A 17,291-nucleotide genomic window follows, 5' to 3' on the forward strand; every position below is an offset into this window, starting at 1 on the left:
CATTTGAGGAAAGGGCCATGGCAAATCCAGAACAGCTGGAAGAACAGCGCGAAGAAACACGTTTAATCATTGAAGAACTGCTGGACGACGGGAGCGACCCGGACGCGCTGTACACCATCGAACACCACCTTTCTGCGGATGATTTCGAAACGCTGGAGAAAGCGGCCGTTGAAGCGTTCAAGCTGGGTTATGAAGTGACTGACCCGGAAGAGCTGGAAGTGGAAGAGGGTGATACCGTCATCTGCTGCGACATTCTGAGCGAATGCGCGCTGAACGCTGAGCTGATCGGTGCCCAGGTTGAGCAACTGCTGAACCTGGCCGAGAAATTCGGTGTGGAATACGACGGCTGGGGCACCTACTTCGAAGACCCGAACGGCGAAGAGGGTGAAGAAGACGGCGACGAATATCAGGACGAAGACGACGACGGCGTTCGTCACTAAAACTAAGAGGCGCAGCGGCGTTCAGCCGCTGCGCCTGGCATGTGTCATTTTTACCCGATCGGGCAAAATTCTCTTTTTTCCTTTCTTCTTAAATAAATGATTTTCAGGCCACCTATTCTGCCTTAGCATCGTCATCTTGTATTAAAAATGCGCAAATGAGGCTAAAGTCTCGCCATTTCAATTATCAGTCAGCACAGGATGTGTAATATGACAGCTTCCAGTCTTACTCCCTCCTCGCCCCCGGCACAAAAAACGCCCAGAACAGGTTTTGAAAAGTGGCAGGACGGTATTAATAAGGCCCCCGGCGATACGCGGTGGAATGCCTGGGATTGTGACATCCAGCGGGTAGTCGATGGATACAATCGCCATCTCTCCTCTACGCCAGGCTACAGGACTTTGGACTGGCATCTGATTAAAGCGATGGTCTGGGTCGAAACGGGAGCCCTGAGCTCTGACTGGCATTTCCGACCTATGCAAATCGGTGTTAAGGGCGATCCTGGGATGACATCCTTCCTGTCCGGTAAGGAAGGCGGTGAGCTCATCCTGCCTGACGCGTGGAAAAAACAGTTAACCGTCGCCACGATCAGAACCACGCCGTTAAATAACCTGCGTGCGGGCATCGGCTACCTGCTGATGCGTATGGCGCAATTCGAGCACCGAACGATACTCACTGTTGACAGCAAAATTTATGACGTCACCGTGAAACCCGGTGACAGCCTGGCAAAAATAGCGAAAGCGCAGGGAAGCACTCTGGAACTGCTGCAAAAGCTTAATCCACAGGTCAAGATTCTCCGTGCTGGTCAGACGCTCAAGTGCCAGAAGGCAAACGCTCGCAGAGTGATTGCCGGATGGCGGAGCATTTCGACCACGACGATCGCTCTTCGCTATAACGGCGGCGGCGATCCTAACTATTCCAGAAAACTCGATTACGCATTATCACTGATTAAAAAAGGGAAGAGCGCTTTATGCAAATGACACTGAAAGCTTGCCTGGTTATCGCCGCTTGTCTGCCGATGCTGGCGCTGGCTGACGATCCTCAGCCAGTTAAGGATGCCACTGCCCTGCGAGAAGCGTGTAGTGAATATGCGGAAGCGGGGATGCGTGACTGTCTGATTAAGCAGTCGAAAGAGAGTGAGCAAGTTTTGGAAAAAGCCAGCAAATCCGCCGCCACCAGAATCGCCGAATGGGATGAAGACCAGCGCTATATCGAGAAAGCTAGCGCAGCGCTCGAGACATCAAATCAACGGTTCATTCATTACCGCAACGGTCAATGCCAGCTTGCGGCTTCGCTCAGCGGAGGTGCGGCAGGCAATGCGCGTGAAATCAGGCGGCTGTCTTGCATAGCTGAACTCAACTATGGTCGCGCTGAGCAGCTAACCCACGCGGTTTCAGGGCTAGCCGTGAAATAGTGCAGCACGCTCTTTGTTGCCGGGCTTACTGACAAAAGTGTGGGCAGTGATTATGCTGTCCTTTACGAAAAGTAAGCGGTGCAGCGGCATTCAGCCGCTGCACATCAGGATATCCTCATGGACTACCAGCAACTCCTCTCCCCGATTACCCAATTCCTGCAGTGCCCGACGCCCGAGGCGTGGATTCAAAAGGCACGTCGCCCGGAAAATCTGCCGCTGCTGCTAACCGACCACATGGTGTGCGAGCTGAAAGCCGCGCAAACCGCGATGCTGCTGATCCGCAAATACGTTGCCGATAAAGAGAGTTCCCAGGCGCTGCTGGCCTGGCTCCAGCCTTATGAAGCCTTTACCTTCCGTGACGGCGAGGAACCCAATTTTCTCTCGCTCCACAAAGGGCTGAGCAAAAGCATCATGCCGAAAACGGCGAACGGCTGGGGGCAGCAGCTTATCGACAGCATGGTGCTGCTGATCAAAGAAGAGCTGCACCATTTTTGGCAGGTGCGGGAAATTATGATTGCCCGTAACATCCCGTACGCCAAAATCACCGCCAGCCGCTACGCTAAAGGTTTACTGAGTGAAACTCGTACTCATGAACCGCTGATGCTGGTCGATAAACTTATCTGCGGCGCCTACATTGAAGCGCGATCCTGTGAACGATTTGCCGCGCTGGCGCCGCACCTGGATGATGAATTACAGCGTTTTTACCTGTCGCTGCTGCGCTCCGAGGCGCGCCATTATCAGGATTATTTAACCCTGGCGGAGCAGATTGCCGGGGGCGATATCAGTGAACGCGTGCGTTTCTTTGGCAAGGTTGAGGCCGGGCTTATCCAAAGCCATGACGACGAGTTTCGTTTCCACAGCGGCGTACCCGCCGCAGAGTAGAAGGATGTACCATGAACTGGACCCACGTCATTATTGCAGGCTATGTCGGGGCTGTGATCGCCGCGGTGGTAGCGGTATTCCGCAAGAAAGGCTGGGTCGGTAAAGCGGGCGCGGTGGCCATTGCGCTGGTTGCCATCATGGCGTGGAACATCTTTGACGTAAAATACCTTATTCCTCGCGATCGGGCCGGGCAGGAACTGGCCGGGCTGGATGACGCGATGGCCCGGATGCCGGTTTACCAGGTGCTGAAAGAGCAGGAACCCGCACTGTGGATGTCCATTCGCCAGCAGGCGGTAGAGATGCACCAGCAGGGGAAAACCGAGCAGGAAGTGATCGACACCATCCAGCCGCAGATCCTCGCGGTGGAGACGAAGCGCCTGCAAAGCGCGACGGACGACAACGTCGTGGCGTTTATGCAGGTGAACATGCAGCAAACGGCGATGGTGCAAAAATCCAGTGACGACGCCTGTTTCCGCTTCCTGTTTCCGGACGTGAAGGGCGGCATCAACTCCACGAAAATACTGCCTAAGGATGTGACGATGCGCCGCATGCAGGTGGATGCGGCGATGATGCGTTCCGCCTACGGTGCAGACAAACACAGCGTAACTGACGCCGAGCGCGATCGGGCCCGCAAAGACATTCAGCCCATCGTGCAGCAGTTGACTAAGCGCTACGGGAGCGACCTTCAGCTTATGTCGGACCCGCATAAAGCGGTGGGCAAAGAGGGGCTGGTCTGTAACCAGGTTCAGGAGCTGTGGCGCAACGTTCTGCAGCTGCCTCCAGCCCGCGCGGCCGGGATCATTCGCCTGTCGGTTGCGCAGGAATAACCCGTAGCGATAGCGATCGAAATCGCTTAAGGCTTGAACAGCTACGCGCTTATCGCTAAGGTAAGCGCGTTTTTTTACCTTCCTGGAAAGCATCATGACCGCTATCGCCCTTATCGACGACCACCTTATCGTCCGCTCCGGCTTTGCCCAACTTCTTGGGCTGGAGGCGGATTTCCAGGTCGTGGCCGAGTTCGGCTCCGGGCGCGAAGCGCTGGCCGGGCTGCCGGGGCAGGGCGTGCAGGTGTGTATCTGCGATATTTCAATGCCGGACATCTCCGGGCTGGAGCTGTTAAGTCAGCTACCAAAAGGAATGGCGATCGTCATGCTGTCGGTGCACGACAGCCCGGCACTGGTGGAGCAGGCGCTAAACGCTGGCGCGCGTGGCTTTTTATCCAAACGCTGCAGCCCCGACGAACTGATTGCCGCCGTGCGCACGGTGGCGACGGGCGGCTGCTACCTGACGCCGGACATTGCCATGAAGCTGGCCGCCGGGCGGCAGGATCCGTTGACGAAGCGCGAGCGGCAGGTGGCTGAAAAGCTGGCTCAGGGCATGGCGGTGAAAGAGATTGCCACCGAGCTGGGGCTTTCGCCAAAAACGGTGCACGTGCACCGCGCCAACCTGATGGAAAAGCTCGACGTCAGCAACGATGTGGCGCTGGCGCGACGCCTGTTTGACGGTTGGTGATGCGACCTTTCTTCTCGCGGCTGATTGCCGTTATCGCCAGTTTCTTTATCTTTTCCGCCGGCTGGTTTTGCCTGTGGAGCATCAGCCTGCATCTGGTGGAGCGGCCTGAGCTGGCGGTGCTGTTATTTCCCTTTGGATTGCGTTTAGGGCTGATGCTGCAGTGCCCGCGCGGCTACTGGCCGGTTCTGCTGGGCGCGGAGTGGCTGATGCTTTTCTGGCTCGCGCAGGAAGTGGCGCTGGCGCATCTGCCGCTGTTAATGCTGGGCGGAGTGCTCACCGTCCTGCCGGTGGCGCTCATTTCTCGTTATCGTCATCAGCGTGACTGGCGGACTCTGCTGCGCCAGGGCGCGGCGCTTATCGCGGCCGCTTTGCTGCAGTCGCTGCCGTGGCTGAACCAGGGCAGCGATGCCCTGAATGCGCTGCTGCTGACCCTGACCGGCGGGTTAACGCTGGCGCCAACCTGCCTGGTACTCTGGCACTATCTGACCAGCACCGTCTGGCAGCCTCTCGGCCCGGCGCTGGTTTCCCAGCCGGTTAACTGGCGCGGGCGGCATCTGATTTGGTATTTACTGCTGTTTGCCGTCAGCCTCTGGCTGCAGTTGGGGTTACCCGCCGAACTCTCCCGTTTTACGCCGTTCTGCCTGGCGCTGCCGATTATCGCCCTGGCCTGGCACTACGGCTGGCAGGGAGCACTGATTGCCACCCTGATGAACGCCATCGCGCTGATTGCCAGCCAGACCTGGCACGATCATCCGGTGGATCTTCTGCTTTCATTGCTGGCTCAAAGCCTGACCGGGTTATTGCTGGGCGCAGGGATCCAGCGCCTGCGTGAACTGAACCAGTCTTTGCAAACCGAGCTGGCGCGAAATCGCCGCCTGGCCGAACGCCTGCTGGAAACCGAAGAAAGCGTGCGGCGGGAAGTGGCGCGGGAGCTGCATGACGACATTGGGCAAACCATCACGGCGATCCGTACCCAGGCCGGGATCGTGCAGCGGCTGGCGCCAGAAAGTGAGGGTGTTAAGCGCAGCGGCGCGCATATTGAACAGCTTTCGCTGGGGGTTTATGACTCCGTTCGTCGTCTGCTGGGGCGCTTACGCCCGCGCCAGCTGGATGATTTATCGCTCGAGCAGGCGATTCGTTCCCTGATGCGCGAAATGGAGCTGGAAAGTCGCGGCATCGTCGGCCATATCAACTGGCGAATCGATGAGCCTCTGCTTAGCGAGGGGCAGCGCGTGACCCTGTTCCGCGTTTGTCAGGAAGGGCTCAATAACATCGTGAAGCACGCCAGCGCCAGCGCGGTAACGCTCCAGGGCTGGCAGCAGGACGAGCGGCTGATGCTGGTGATCGAAGACGACGGCAGCGGTTTGCCGCCGGGGTCCGGGCAGCAGGGCTTTGGGCTTACCGGCATGCGTGAGCGCGTGACGGCGCTGGGCGGGACGTTCGCTATTTCCTGCACTCACGGCACGCGCGTCAGCGTTAGCCTGCCATTACGTTATGCCTGAGGGGCGAGCATGTTCAGTTTTTTAAAAGTCCCGGCAAGCGCTGCGCCGCTTAGCGACAAAAGTGAGATTGATGCCCGCTACCGCTACTGGCGTCGTCATATCCTGATCACTATCTGGCTCGGCTACGCGCTGTTTTACTTTACCCGCAAAAGCTTTAACGCCGCCGCGCCAGAAATCCTCGCCACCGGCGTGATGGAGCGCACCGATATCGGCCTGCTGGCGACGCTGTTTTACATCACCTACGGCCTGTCGAAGTTCTTCTCCGGGATTGTCAGTGACTTTTCCAATGCCCGTTACTTTATGGGCATTGGGCTGATAGCTACCGGCATTGTGAATATTCTGTTTGGCTTCTCGACCTCGCTTTGGGCGTTTGCGCTGCTGTGGGCGCTGAACGCCTTTTTCCAGGGCTGGGGATCGCCGGTTTGCGCCCGGCTGCTGACGGCGTGGTATTCCCGCAGCGAGCGCGGCGGCTGGTGGGCCGTCTGGAACACGGCGCACAACGTGGGCGGGGCGTTAATCCCGATCATCATGGGTGCTGCGGCGCTGCAGTACGGCTGGCGTGTCGGGATGATGATCGCCGGTGGCCTGGCGATTATCGCCGGGTTATTCCTCTGCTGGCGGCTACGCGACAGGCCGCAAACCGTGGGCTTGCCTGCGGTGGGTGACTGGCAGCATGACGCCCTGGAAATCGCCCAGCAGCAGGAAGGCGCGGGGCTGACGCGCAAAGAAATCCTCTACAAGTATGTGCTGGTTAACCCTTACATCTGGCTGCTCTCGCTGTGCTACGTGTTGGTGTATGTGGTGCGGGCGGCGATCAACGACTGGGGTAATCTTTATATGTCCGAAACGCTGGGGGTCGGGCTGGTTACCGCGAACTCGGCGGTGACCATGTTTGAGCTGGGCGGATTTATCGGCGCACTGGTGGCGGGCTGGGGCTCGGACAAGCTGTTCAACGGCAACCGTGGCCCGATGAACCTGATCTTCGCGGCAGGCATTCTGCTTTCCGTGGGCTCGCTATGGCTGATGCCCTTTGCCAGCTACGTGATGCAGGCGGCCTGTTTCTTTACCACCGGCTTCTTCGTGTTTGGGCCGCAGATGTTGATCGGCATGGCGGCGGCAGAATGTTCGCACAAAGAGGCGGCGGGCGCGGCGACGGGGTTTGTCGGGCTGTTTGCCTATCTTGGCGCCTCGCTTTCCGGCTGGCCGCTGGCGCGGGTGATCGACATCTGGCACTGGAGCGGCTTCTTTGCCGTGATCGCAATTGCCGCCGGGATATCGGCTTTGCTGCTGCTACCGTTCTTAAACGCCCAGGCCCCGCGCGAGGCTAACGAAGCGTGATACTCCTCACCCTTTTGCGCCATAAAGGGCAAAACTAAGAAATTTTCCCGGTTCGGCCTGGACGCTGTCTCAGGCCAGTTTGCTCGCTGATTTTTACAATGCCTGCCATTAAGCAGGTATTCAAATCAGGAGTCATCCATGCTGGCCTTTCTAAACCAGGTGCGTAAGCCCACCCTGGATCTGCCGCTCGAAGTGCGGCGAAAAATGTGGTTCAAACCGTTCATGCAGTCGTATCTGGTGGTGTTTATTGGCTACCTGACGATGTACCTGATCCGCAAAAACTTTAACATTGCCCAGAACGACATGATCTCCACCTACGGGCTGAGCATGACACAGTTGGGGATGATTGGCCTCGGTTTCTCCATTACCTACGGCGTGGGCAAAACCCTGGTTTCTTATTACGCAGACGGGAAGAACACCAAGCAGTTCCTGCCGTTTATGCTGATCCTTTCCGCCATCTGTATGCTCGGCTTCAGCGCCAGCATGGGCGCAGGCTCGGTTAGCCTGTTCCTGATGATTGCTTTCTACGCTCTGAGCGGTTTCTTCCAGAGCACCGGCGGGTCGTGCAGCTACTCGACCATCACCAAGTGGACGCCACGCCGCAAGCGCGGCAGCTACCTGGGCATGTGGAACATCTCCCACAACCTCGGCGGCGCTGGCGCGGCCGGTGTGGCCCTGTTTGGCGCTAACTACCTGTTTAACGGCCACGTTATCGGGATGTTTATCTTCCCGTCCGTTATTGCCCTGATTGTCGGTTTTATTGCCCTGCGCTACGGCAGCGATTCCCCTGAGTCCTACGGCCTCGGCACCGCCGAAGAGCTGTTTGGCGAAGAGGTCAGCGAAGAAGACAAAGAAGCCGAAGACAATTCGATGACCAAATGGCAGATCTTTGTTGAATACGTGCTGAAAAACAAAGTGATCTGGCTGCTGTGCTTCTCCAACATCTTCCTGTACGTGGTGCGTATCGGTATCGACCAGTGGTCCACCGTGTATGCTTTCCAGGAGCTGAAACTCTCCAAAGAAGTGGCGATTCAGGGCTTCACCCTGTTTGAAGTGGGCGCGCTGGTTGGCACGCTGATGTGGGGCTGGCTGTCTGACCTTGCCAATGGTCGTCGTGCGCTGGTGGCCTGCGTAGCGCTGGCATTGATCATCGCCACGCTGGGCGTGTACCAGCATGCCAGTAATCAGTACGTTTACCTGGCTTCGCTGTTTGCCCTTGGTTTCCTGGTCTTTGGCCCGCAGCTGCTGATCGGCGTGGCGGCAGTCGGCTTCGTGCCTAAGAAAGCTATCGGCGCGGCCGACGGCATCAAAGGCACCTTCGCTTACCTGATCGGCGACAGCTTCGCCAAGCTGGGCCTGGGGATGATTGCCGACGGGACGCCAATCTTCGGTCTCACCGGCTGGGCCGGCACGTTCGCTGCCCTGGATGCCGCCGCAATCGGCTGTATTGTGCTGATGGCCATCGTGGCGGTATTTGAAGAGCGCAAAATTCGCCGCGAGAGAAAGATCCAGCAGCTGAAAATCGCTTAAGCGCATTCTGAACTGTTCCAGCCCGGCTTAACGCCGGGCTTTTTTATGCCCGCGAATAACGCCAGCGCGAGGCATTACTGGGTAAAGTGATTGCGCTATACTGCCCGGCATTCATTGATAGCAAATTGTCGTTAAGCTGCCGGGTATTTAACTTCATGATTTGGATTATGTTAGCCACGCTTTGCGTGGTGTTTATTGTCGGCTTTCGGGTGCTCACGTCGGATTCACGGCGGGCTATTCGCCGACTGAGTGAGCGGCTGGGGATCGACGTGGTGCCGGTTGAATCGATGATCGATCAAATGGGGAAAGTACAGGGCGACGCGTTTTTACAGTATTTGCACCGCCCGGATGAGTCCCATTTGCAAAATGCGGCGCAGGTTTTGCTGATTTGGCAGATGGTGATTGTCGACGGCAGCGATCAAAATCTCCAGCAGTGGTATCGAAGGTTGCAAAAAGCCCGGCTTGCCACACCGATTACTGACGCTCAGGTTCGCCTGGCACAGGGGTTTTTACGAGAGATGGAGCCGGAGAAGCCGGAGATCACGGCTTTTCAGATGCGCTATAACGGCTACTTCCAGCCTGAAGATGGCGTGCACTGGCTGCACTAGTGCACGCCGTTTCACAGAGAATTACAGCGTTTTGAGCATGGTGACTTCGCAATCCACATGGCCGGTGCAGCCTAGTGGGGCAGGAATATGCTCAAAGCCTAAATGTTCGTATAGCCCAACGGCTTCTTTCAGAAACGCGGTGGTTTCCAGGTAACAGCGCTTGAAGCCCTGAGCCCGGGCGTGATCCAGCGCCTGCAGCGCCAGTTTCTTGGCTAATCCCTGGCCGCGAACCACCGGCAGGAAATACATTTTCTGCAGCTCACAAATGTCCGGCTCGCTACACGATAACGGCGCCACGCCGCCGCCCCCCACCACTTCGCCGTTGATTTCTACCACCCAGTACGCATGGCCTGGCTGGCTGTAGAGCTGATAAAGCTCGTCAAGATTAGGGTCGGCAACGGTGTAGCCTTTATCGGCGGTCAGGCCGTATTCGGCGGACACCTGGCGAATAACCCGGGCGATAGCCGAATTGTCTTCGGCAGCAATCCGGCGCAGCTGGAGCTTCACATCGACCGGGGCTGTGGTGTTCATCATGTGACTCATAGGCTTAGGGAAGGATAAAAGCAGTTAATAGCACTTCATTACGGAGGGCGCAAGCTGCATAAAAAACGCCCCACACCGAGGTGCGGGGCGAATTATGCCTGGGGCCGATTACAGCGCGGCGATAACGGCCTGCTGCTCAATCAGCTTCGCTTTGGCGTCGGCAAAGCCTTCGAGACGCTCACGCTCTTTGGCGACAACGTCAGCTGGCGCGCGGGCGACAAAGCCTTCGTTGGACAGTTTGCCTTCGATCTTGCCAATTTCGATTTCGATCTTCGCTACTTCTTTCACCAGACGCTCGATCTCAGCGGCTTTATCTACCAGACCGGCCATCGGGATCAGCAGCTCTGCGCCGTCGATAATCTTGGTCACGGAAACCGGACCTTTGTCATCGACTGGCAGGATGGTGATGCTCTCCAGGCGAGCCAGGTTCTGCAGGAAGGTGCGGTTTTCGCTCACGCGACGAATTGCTTCCTCGCTGCAGCCGCGCAGCAGCACGTCCAGACGTTTGCCTGGCGCGATGTTCATCTCGGCGCGAATGTTACGCACCGCGGTGATCACGTCCTTCAGCCATTCGGTGTCTGCGAACGCCGCTTCATCAACCTGAGACGCATCGTAGGCCGGGAATGACTGCAGCATAATAGTGTCTGCGGTGATGCCCTTCAGCACTTTCACGCGCTGCCAGATGGTTTCGGTGATGAATGGAATGATCGGGTGTGCCAGGCGCAGCAGACCTTCGAGCACGTTCACCAGCGTATTGCGGGTGCCGCGCAGTTCGGCTTCAGAACCGCCGTTCATGACCGGCTTGGTCAGCTCCAGATACCAGTCACAGAACTGGTTCCAGGTGAACTCGTACAGGATGTTGGCGGCGATGTCGAAGCGGTAGCTGTCCAGCGCTTCACGGTATGCTTTCACGGTGCGGTTGAACTCGGCCAGGATCCAGCGATCGGCCAGAGACAGCACCATTTCGCCGCCGTTGAAGCCGCAATCCTGCTCTTCGGTGTTCATCAGCACGAAGCGGCTGGCGTTCCAAAGTTTGTTACAGAAGTTGCGGTAGCCTTCCAGGCGCTTCATGTCCCAGTTGATGTCGCGGCCAGTCGAGGCCAGCGCCGCCAGGGTGAAGCGCAGGGCGTCGGTGCCGTGCGGCTCGATGCCGTTCGGGAACTGTTTCTCGGTGCGCTTGCGGATTTTCTCCGCGAGCTGCGGCTGCATCATGTTGCCGGTACGTTTCTCCAGAAGATCTTCCAGAGAGATGCCGTCCACCATGTCCAGCGGGTCGATAACGTTGCCTTTGGATTTGGACATCTTCTGGCCTTCGTCATCGCGAATAAGGCCGGTCATGTAGACGGTCTTAAACGGCACCTGCGGCTTGCCGTCTTCATCTTTGATGAAGTGCATGGTCAGCATGATCATGCGGGCAATCCAGAAGAAGATGATGTCGAAGCCGCTGACCATAACGCTGGTCGGGTGGAAGGTGCGCAGCGCTTCGGTGTTTTCCGGCCAGCCCAGGGTGGAGAAGGTCCACAGGCCAGAGGAGAACCAGGTGTCCAGCACGTCTTCGTCCTGGTTCAACGCCACGTCTGCACCCAGGTTGTTTTCGGCGCGAACTTCCGCTTCGTTGCGGCCAACGTACACGTTGCCTTCCGCGTCGTACCAGGCCGGGATACGGTGACCCCACCACAGCTGACGGGAGATACACCAGTCCTGAATATCGCGCATCCAGGAGAAGTACATGTTTTCATACTGCTTAGGCACGAACTGGATGTCGCCCTGCTCAACGGCTTCTACCGCCACTTTTGCCAGCGGCGCGGTACGCACATACCACTGGTCGGTCAGCATTGGCTCAATAACCACGCCGCCGCGGTCGCCGTAAGGCACGGTCAGGTCGTGGGGTTTGATTTCATCCAGCAGGCCCATTGCATCGAACTTCGCGACCACGGCTTTACGTGCTGCAAAACGCTCCAGTTTCTGGAATTCAGCCGGGATGTCGGAGGCGTAAACGGTGGACTCTTCGCCGTTGGTATCGAACACTTCTGCGGCTTCACGGATATCCCCGTCGAAGGTCAGAATGTTGATCATTGGCAACTGATGGCGGCGGCCAACTTCGTAGTCGTTAAAGTCGTGCGCCGGGGTGATTTTCACGCAGCCGGTGCCTTTTTCCATGTCCGCGTGCTCGTCGCCCACGATAGGAATGCGGCGGTTAACCAGCGGCAGTACCACGAATTTACCAATCAGGTCTTTATAACGCGGATCTTCCGGGTTAACGGCCACGCCGGTATCACCGAGAACGGTTTCCGGGCGGGTGGTGGCGACAATCAGGTAATCTTTACCGTCTGCGGTTTTGGCACCGTCGGCCAGCGGGTAACGCAGGTGCCACATGGAGCCTTTTGACTCGCGGTTTTCAACCTCGAGATCGGAAATCGCGGTACGCAGTTTCGGGTCCCAGTTGACCAGGCGCTTGCCGCGGTAAATCAGGTCTTCTTTATAGAGACGGACGAACACTTCTTTCACCGCGTTGGACAGGCCTTCGTCCATGGTGAAGCGCTCGCGCTCCCAGTCTACGGAGTTACCGAGACGACGCATCTGACGGGTAATGGTGCCGCCGGATTCTGCCTTCCACTGCCAGATTTTGTCGATGAACGCATCGCGGCCGTAATCGTGGCGGGTTTTGCCTTCTTCGGCGGCGATTTTACGTTCTACAACCATCTGCGTTGCGATACCGGCGTGGTCGGTGCCCGCCTGCCACAGGGTGTTTTTGCCCTGCATGCGCTGGTAACGGATCATGGTATCCATGATGGTTTGCTGGAAGGCGTGACCCATATGCAAACTGCCGGTGACGTTCGGCGGTGGGATCATGATGCAGAAGCTTTCCTGGCTGGTGTCGCCATTCGGTTTGAAGTAGCCCTGCTGTTCCCAGTGCTCGTAAAGCGGCTGTTCGATATCTTGCGGGTTATATGTCTTTTCCATTGTCTGCTATGTCGTTCCCGGCGGGGTATAGGTCGCCGTAGTCAAGTGGAAACCGGCAACGCGGTACGCTTTGTAGCGCTCGCGGGCCAGTTGTTTCTGGGATTCTTCGTAAGGTACGAAGTCTATCACTTCCAGGAAAGCGGTGGCAAAATCTGCGAACTGTGGCAGCAGGCTAATCAGCAAATCCCGGGGCGCGCTGCCGCGGCGCTGAGGCCATGCCAGCTCAACCGGCGCGCCGTAGCGTGGGCCTTCACCAGCCAGATTGTGCGGGACGAATGCCTGAGCATCTCGCTGCCAGAGCGCTTCGTCGAGGCGAATCGCCTGCTGTTCGTTTTCGCAAGCGACCAGTACCCGCTTGCCTGCACGGAATCCATCCGCAGCCAGCTCGCACACCAGCTGTTCCACGGCACTTAGCCCTTCGGCATGAGTGTCGTTATCCAGCAGGTAAAACGTTGCGTTTTTCATGAGACCAGCTTGTTAAGTTGAATGTTGTTGCCCCTCACCCTAACCCTCTCCCCAGAGGGGCGAGGGAACCAAACGGCGTTTTATGCCCGTCCGGGGTGAGGGTAAAGCTTTACGCTTACTCTTCGCCGTTAAACCCGGAACGGTTCAACAGGAACTGGGACAGCAGGGCGACAGGGCGGCCAGTTGCGCCTTTTGCCTTGCCGGAGCGCCATGCGGTGCCGGCGATGTCCAGGTGAGCCCAGTTGTACTTGCGGGTAAAGCGAGACAGGAAGCACGCCGCCGTAATCGCGCCACCAGGACGGCCGCCAATGTTTGCCATATCGGCAAAGTTGGACTCCAGCTGTTCCTGATACTCGTCACCCAGCGGCAGACGCCATGCGCGGTCACCGGCTTGCTCAGACGCGCTGATCAGCTCGTGCGCCAGCGGATTGTGATTCGACATCAGGCCGGTGATGTGATGGCCAAGGGCGATGACGCAGGCGCCAGTCAGCGTTGCGACGTCGATAACCACTTCTGGCTCAAAGCGCTCGACGTAGGTCAGCACGTCACACAGCACCAGACGGCCTTCGGCATCGGTATTTAGCACTTCAACGGTCTGGCCGGACATCGTCGTCAGCACATCACCCGGGCGATAAGCGCGCCCGCCTGGCATATTTTCACAACCGGCAAGGACGCCAATGACGTTCACCGGCAGGTTCAGCTCCGCCACCATGCGCATCACGCCGTAAACGGAAGCCGCGCCGCACATGTCGTACTTCATCTCATCCATGCCTTCGGCAGGTTTGATGGAGATACCGCCGGAGTCAAAGGTTAAGCCTTTGCCAACCAGCACAATCGGACGAGCATCCGGGGAGGCATTGCCTTTATATTCAATCACCGACATCAGTGATTCGTTCTGCGAGCCTTCGCCTACCGCGAGATAGGAGTGCATGCCCAGCTCTTTCATCTGCTGTTCGCCAATCACACGGGTGACCACGTTTTTGCTGAACGAGTCCGCCAGTTGACGAGCCTGAGAAGCCAGGTAAGCGGCGTTACAGATGTTTGGCGGCATGTTGCCGAGATCTTTCGCGGCTTTGATGCCGGACGCGATAGCCAGGCCGTGCTGAATGGCGCGCTCACCGCTGGTCAACTCACGACGAGTTGGCACGTTGAACACCATTTTACGCAGCGGACGGCGTGGTTCGGTTTTGTTGGTTTTCAGCTGATCGAAGCTGTACAGCGTCTCTTTCGCTGTCTCAACCGCCTGGCGTACTTTCCAGTAGGTGTTACGGCCTTTGACGTGCAGTTCGGTCAGGAAGCAAACGGCTTCCATTGAGCCGGTGTCGTTGAGCGTGTTGATGGTTTTCTGAATCACCTGCTTGTACTGGCGCTCATCAAGCTCGCGCTCTTTGCCGCAGCCAATCAACAGAATGCGTTCAGACAGCACGTTCGGTACGTGGTGAAGCAATAAGGTTTGCCCTGGTTTTCCTTCCAGCTCACCACGGCGCAGAAGCGCGCTGATGTAGCCATCGCTGATTTTATCGAGTTGTTCTGCGATCGGGGACAGGCGACGCGGTTCAAAGACTCCCACAACGATGCAGGCACTACGCTGTTTCTCGGGGCTACCGCTTTTTACACTGAACTCCATGCACTACGCTCCTGAATCTTAAAGACAACGGCGGGGGCTACAGGCTAGAATTGCAAGCTTTCGTAACTCATCTCCGCTGTTGCGATGACTTCGTGTTAATCTTAACGAATGGATTTACGTTTTCTATTGTGTCTGAACATCGTCCCGTAATGCGAGTTCGCCGGGCTATCTAATCTTAGCGATGTTTTCGACGATTAAAGAGAATAAATGACGTATAAGCGATGAAACAAGCGATTTTCCTGCAAAAAGACTCGTTTCTACAGGCGTATTTAATGTGATTATCATAAAGTATCTGGTTCGGGAGACGCTTAAGAGCCAACTGGCGATCCTTTTCATCCTGCTGCTGATTTTCTTTGCTCAGAAGCTGGTTAGGATCCTCGGTGCTGCGGCCGACGGCGAAATCCCGACAAATCTGGTTTTATCTCTGCTGGGTTTAGGTGTGCCTGAAATGGCGCAGCTAATCCTTCCCCTGAGCCTTTTCCTCGGCTTACTGATGACGCTCGGCCGCTTGTACACCGAGAGTGAAATCACGGTAATGCATGCCTGCGGTCTGAGTAAAGCAGTACTGGTCAAAGCCGCGATGGTTCTCGCACTCTTCACCGGAATTGTTGCCACCGTAAACGTGATGTGGCTGAACCCGTGGTCCGCTCGTCACCAGGACGAAGTGCTGGCTGAAGCCAGAGCTAACCCTGGTATGGCCGCCCTGGCGCAAGGGCAGTTCCAGGTGGCGACCAACGGTAGCGCGGTGCTGTTTATCGAAAGCGTAAAGGGGAAAGCGTTCAACGACGTTTTCCTTGCCCAGGTGCGTCCGAAGGGCAGTACACGCCCTTCCGTTGTGGTCGCGGACTCTGGCCAAATCTTCCAGCGCCCGGACGGCACGCAGATTGTTAAGCTGAATACCGGTACCCGCTTTGAAGGGACCTCAACGCTGCGCGATTTCCGCATTACAGATTTTAAAGATTACCAGGCCGTGGTGGGGCACCAGGCGGTGATGCTTGATCCGTCCGATATCAGCCAAATGAGCATGACCGAACTGTGGAAAAACCCAGAGCCTTCCGCGCGCGCCGAGCTGCACTGGCGCCTGACGCTCATCATGTCGGTGGTGATCATGGCCCTGATGGTGGTCCCGTTGAGCGTGGTGAACCCGCGTCAGGGGCGCGTGTTGTCTATGCTTCCCGCCATGCTGCTGTATCTGGTCTTCTTCCTGTTGCAAAGCTCTTTGCGTTCCAGCGGATCAAAGGAAAAGCTGGATCCGATGATTTGGATGTGGGCGGTCAACCTGGCGTACCTGGCGCTGGCCGTTGTCCTGAACCTGTGGGATACGGTACCGATGCGCAAAGTGCGTGCCCGCTTTAGCTATAAAGGAGCGGCTTAAATGTTTGGCGTACTTGACCGTTACATCGGTAAAACCATCTTAAACACCATCATGATGACGCTGTTTATGCTGGTGTCGCTGTCGGGAATCATTAAGTTCGTTGACCAGTTGAAAAAAACGGGCCAGGGTTCTTATTCCGCAGCGGGTGCGGGGATGTACACCCTGCTCAGCGTGCCAAAAGATGTTCAGATCTTCTTCCCGATGGCCGCGTTATTAGGCGCGCTGCTGGGGCTGGGGATGCTGGCTCAGCGCAGTGAGCTGGTGGTGATGCAGGCGTCCGGCTACACCCGGATGCAAATCGCCTCCTCGGTAATGAAAACCGCAATTCCGCTGGTGCTGCTGACCATGGCAATCGGTGAATGGGTTGCCCCTCAGGGCGAGCAAATGGCGCGTAACTACCGTGCGCAAATGCTGCTTGGCGGTTCATTGCTGTCCACCACCAACGCCATTTGGGCGAAAGACGGCCATGACTTCGTTTATATCGATCACGTCAACAGCGAAACAGAAATTGCCGGCATCATGATTTACCATTTCAACGGTGAGCGCCGCCTGCTTTCGGTTCGCAATGCCGCGGCGGCGAAGTATGACGCCGAGCATAAAGTCTGGCGTCTGTCGCAGGTTGACGAATCAAATCTCTCCGATCCAAAGCAGATTACCGGGTCGCAAACCGTGAGTGGGGAATGGAAAACCAACCTGACGCCCGACAAGCTCGGCGTGGTTGCGCTTGATCCTGACTCGCTGTCGATCAGTGGACTTTATGGTTATATCAAGTACCTGAAAACCAGCGGCCAGGACTCCCGACGCTACCAGTTGAATATGTGGAGCAAGATTTTCGCCCCGGTTTCGGTGGCGGTAATGATGCTAATGGCGCTGTCGTTCATCTTTGGCCCGCTGCGTAGCGTGCCGATGGGCGTGCGAGTGGTGACGGGGATAAGCTTCGGTTTTATCTTCTACGTGCTGGATCAGGTGTTTGGCCCGCTAACGCTGGTGTACAACATTCCGCCGATTCTGGGGGCGCTGCTGCCTAGCGTGACCTTCCTGCTGATCAGCCTCTGGATGCTGACGAAAAGAGCGGGATAAGTTTTACCCTCACCCT

General features: G+C 57.1%; 16 protein-coding genes. 12 read left to right on the forward strand and 4 right to left on the reverse strand.

Annotated elements, in window-relative coordinates:
- The first annotated feature begins 17 nt into the window (after nt 1-17).
- The 10 genes from rraB (at nt 18) to AAIE02_RS22565 (ending at nt 9,221) form a co-directional block, all read left to right on the forward strand.
- Nucleotides 18-440 carry a ribonuclease E inhibitor RraB gene (gene rraB / locus AAIE02_RS22520; protein ID WP_008460771.1) on the forward strand — a complete coding sequence of 141 codons (423 nt, stop codon included), beginning with the start codon at nt 18-20 and terminating at the stop codon, nt 438-440.
- Between the two features lie 207 nt (nt 441-647).
- The gene (locus AAIE02_RS22525; protein ID WP_498533275.1) at nt 648-1,415 is read left to right on the forward strand and encodes a LysM peptidoglycan-binding domain-containing protein; all 768 of its coding nucleotides are present in this window, start codon (nt 648-650) and stop codon (nt 1,413-1,415) included.
- Complete coding sequence (locus AAIE02_RS22530; protein WP_336818825.1) at nt 1,406-1,849, forward strand: lysozyme inhibitor LprI family protein; 444 nt, start codon at nt 1,406-1,408, stop codon at nt 1,847-1,849. Before AAIE02_RS22525 ends, AAIE02_RS22530 begins: the two co-directional genes overlap by 10 nt.
- A 117-nt stretch (nt 1,850-1,966) precedes the next feature.
- Nucleotides 1,967-2,731, forward strand: coding sequence for a tRNA isopentenyl-2-thiomethyl-A-37 hydroxylase MiaE (miaE, locus tag AAIE02_RS22535; RefSeq protein WP_498533276.1), 765 nt, complete (start codon nt 1,967-1,969; stop codon nt 2,729-2,731).
- Between the two features lie 11 nt (nt 2,732-2,742).
- Nucleotides 2,743-3,558: a topoisomerase II gene (locus tag AAIE02_RS22540; RefSeq protein ID WP_166995074.1), complete on the forward strand. Its 816-nt coding sequence runs from the start codon at nt 2,743-2,745 to the stop codon at nt 3,556-3,558.
- Between the two features lie 94 nt (nt 3,559-3,652).
- A complete protein-coding gene (uhpA, locus tag AAIE02_RS22545) occupies nt 3,653-4,243 on the forward strand; it encodes a response regulator transcription factor UhpA (protein ID WP_008460776.1) in 591 nt (196 codons plus the stop codon).
- Nucleotides 4,243-5,745 carry a signal transduction histidine-protein kinase/phosphatase UhpB gene (gene uhpB, locus AAIE02_RS22550; RefSeq protein ID WP_498533277.1) on the forward strand — a complete coding sequence of 501 codons (1,503 nt, stop codon included), beginning with the start codon at nt 4,243-4,245 and terminating at the stop codon, nt 5,743-5,745. The genes uhpA and uhpB overlap by 1 nt, the downstream gene beginning before the upstream one ends.
- A 9-nt stretch (nt 5,746-5,754) precedes the next feature.
- On the forward strand, nt 5,755-7,083 hold the full coding sequence (locus AAIE02_RS22555) for an MFS transporter (RefSeq protein ID WP_039298086.1): 1,329 nt from the start codon (nt 5,755-5,757) through the stop codon (nt 7,081-7,083).
- Nucleotides 7,084-7,221: 138 nt separating this feature from the next.
- Nucleotides 7,222-8,613: a hexose-6-phosphate:phosphate antiporter UhpT gene (gene uhpT / locus AAIE02_RS22560; RefSeq protein WP_336708972.1), complete on the forward strand. Its 1,392-nt coding sequence runs from the start codon at nt 7,222-7,224 to the stop codon at nt 8,611-8,613.
- A gap of 155 nt (nt 8,614-8,768) precedes the next feature.
- Nucleotides 8,769-9,221, forward strand: coding sequence for a DUF1198 domain-containing protein (locus AAIE02_RS22565; protein WP_498533278.1), 453 nt, complete (start codon nt 8,769-8,771; stop codon nt 9,219-9,221).
- Nucleotides 9,222-9,242: 21 nt separating this feature from the next.
- Here AAIE02_RS22565 and AAIE02_RS22570 read toward each other — a convergent pair whose 3' ends face one another.
- The 4 genes from AAIE02_RS22570 to pepA all read right to left on the reverse strand — a co-directional run bounded on the left by AAIE02_RS22570 (nt 9,243) and on the right by pepA (nt 14,820).
- Nucleotides 9,243-9,764 (reverse strand): GNAT family N-acetyltransferase, encoded by a 522-nt coding sequence (locus AAIE02_RS22570; protein ID WP_434082324.1) that lies wholly within the window; start codon nt 9,762-9,764, stop codon nt 9,243-9,245.
- A 108-nt stretch (nt 9,765-9,872) separates the two neighbouring features.
- On the reverse strand, nt 9,873-12,728 hold the full coding sequence (locus tag AAIE02_RS22575) for a valine--tRNA ligase (RefSeq protein WP_008460789.1): 2,856 nt from the start codon (nt 12,726-12,728) through the stop codon (nt 9,873-9,875).
- Between the two features lie 6 nt (nt 12,729-12,734).
- A complete protein-coding gene (locus AAIE02_RS22580) occupies nt 12,735-13,193 on the reverse strand; it encodes a DNA polymerase III subunit chi (RefSeq protein WP_039287963.1) in 459 nt (152 codons plus the stop codon).
- Nucleotides 13,194-13,308: 115 nt separating this feature from the next.
- Nucleotides 13,309-14,820 carry a leucyl aminopeptidase gene (pepA, locus tag AAIE02_RS22585; protein WP_008460793.1) on the reverse strand — a complete coding sequence of 504 codons (1,512 nt, stop codon included), beginning with the start codon at nt 14,818-14,820 and terminating at the stop codon, nt 13,309-13,311.
- Between the two features lie 274 nt (nt 14,821-15,094).
- On the opposite strand from pepA, the gene lptF reads away from it, so the two are divergent.
- Complete coding sequence (gene lptF, locus AAIE02_RS22590; protein ID WP_498533279.1) at nt 15,095-16,195, forward strand: LPS export ABC transporter permease LptF; 1,101 nt, start codon at nt 15,095-15,097, stop codon at nt 16,193-16,195.
- A complete protein-coding gene (gene lptG, locus AAIE02_RS22595; RefSeq protein WP_498533280.1) occupies nt 16,196-17,275 on the forward strand; it encodes an LPS export ABC transporter permease LptG in 1,080 nt (359 codons plus the stop codon).
- Nucleotides 17,276-17,291: the final 16 nt, after the last annotated feature.

This window comes from Cedecea sp. Ae19-4 (assembly GCF_059801165.1).

Bases quoted from the DNA above. Each gene is read 5' to 3' on its own strand.
- AAIE02_RS22580 (WP_039287963.1), bottom strand. From the start codon at position 13,193: ATGAAAAACGCAACGTTTTACCTGCTGGATAACGACACTCATGCCGAA.
- lptG (WP_498533280.1), top strand. From the start codon at position 16,196: ATGTTTGGCGTACTTGACCGTTACATCGGTAAAACCATCTTAAACACC.
- uhpT (WP_336708972.1), top strand. From the start codon at position 7,222: ATGCTGGCCTTTCTAAACCAGGTGCGTAAGCCCACCCTGGATCTGCCG.
- AAIE02_RS22575 (WP_008460789.1), bottom strand. From the start codon at position 12,728: ATGGAAAAGACATATAACCCGCAAGATATCGAACAGCCGCTTTACGAG.
- AAIE02_RS22565 (WP_498533278.1), top strand. From the start codon at position 8,769: ATGATTTGGATTATGTTAGCCACGCTTTGCGTGGTGTTTATTGTCGGC.
- uhpA (WP_008460776.1), top strand. From the start codon at position 3,653: ATGACCGCTATCGCCCTTATCGACGACCACCTTATCGTCCGCTCCGGC.
- AAIE02_RS22555 (WP_039298086.1), top strand. From the start codon at position 5,755: ATGTTCAGTTTTTTAAAAGTCCCGGCAAGCGCTGCGCCGCTTAGCGAC.
- pepA (WP_008460793.1), bottom strand. From the start codon at position 14,820: ATGGAGTTCAGTGTAAAAAGCGGTAGCCCCGAGAAACAGCGTAGTGCC.
- AAIE02_RS22530 (WP_336818825.1), top strand. From the start codon at position 1,406: ATGCAAATGACACTGAAAGCTTGCCTGGTTATCGCCGCTTGTCTGCCG.
- AAIE02_RS22540 (WP_166995074.1), top strand. From the start codon at position 2,743: ATGAACTGGACCCACGTCATTATTGCAGGCTATGTCGGGGCTGTGATC.
- miaE (WP_498533276.1), top strand. From the start codon at position 1,967: ATGGACTACCAGCAACTCCTCTCCCCGATTACCCAATTCCTGCAGTGC.
- AAIE02_RS22525 (WP_498533275.1), top strand. From the start codon at position 648: ATGACAGCTTCCAGTCTTACTCCCTCCTCGCCCCCGGCACAAAAAACG.
- AAIE02_RS22570 (WP_434082324.1), bottom strand. From the start codon at position 9,764: ATGAGTCACATGATGAACACCACAGCCCCGGTCGATGTGAAGCTCCAG.
- uhpB (WP_498533277.1), top strand. From the start codon at position 4,243: ATGCGACCTTTCTTCTCGCGGCTGATTGCCGTTATCGCCAGTTTCTTT.
- rraB (WP_008460771.1), top strand. From the start codon at position 18: ATGGCAAATCCAGAACAGCTGGAAGAACAGCGCGAAGAAACACGTTTA.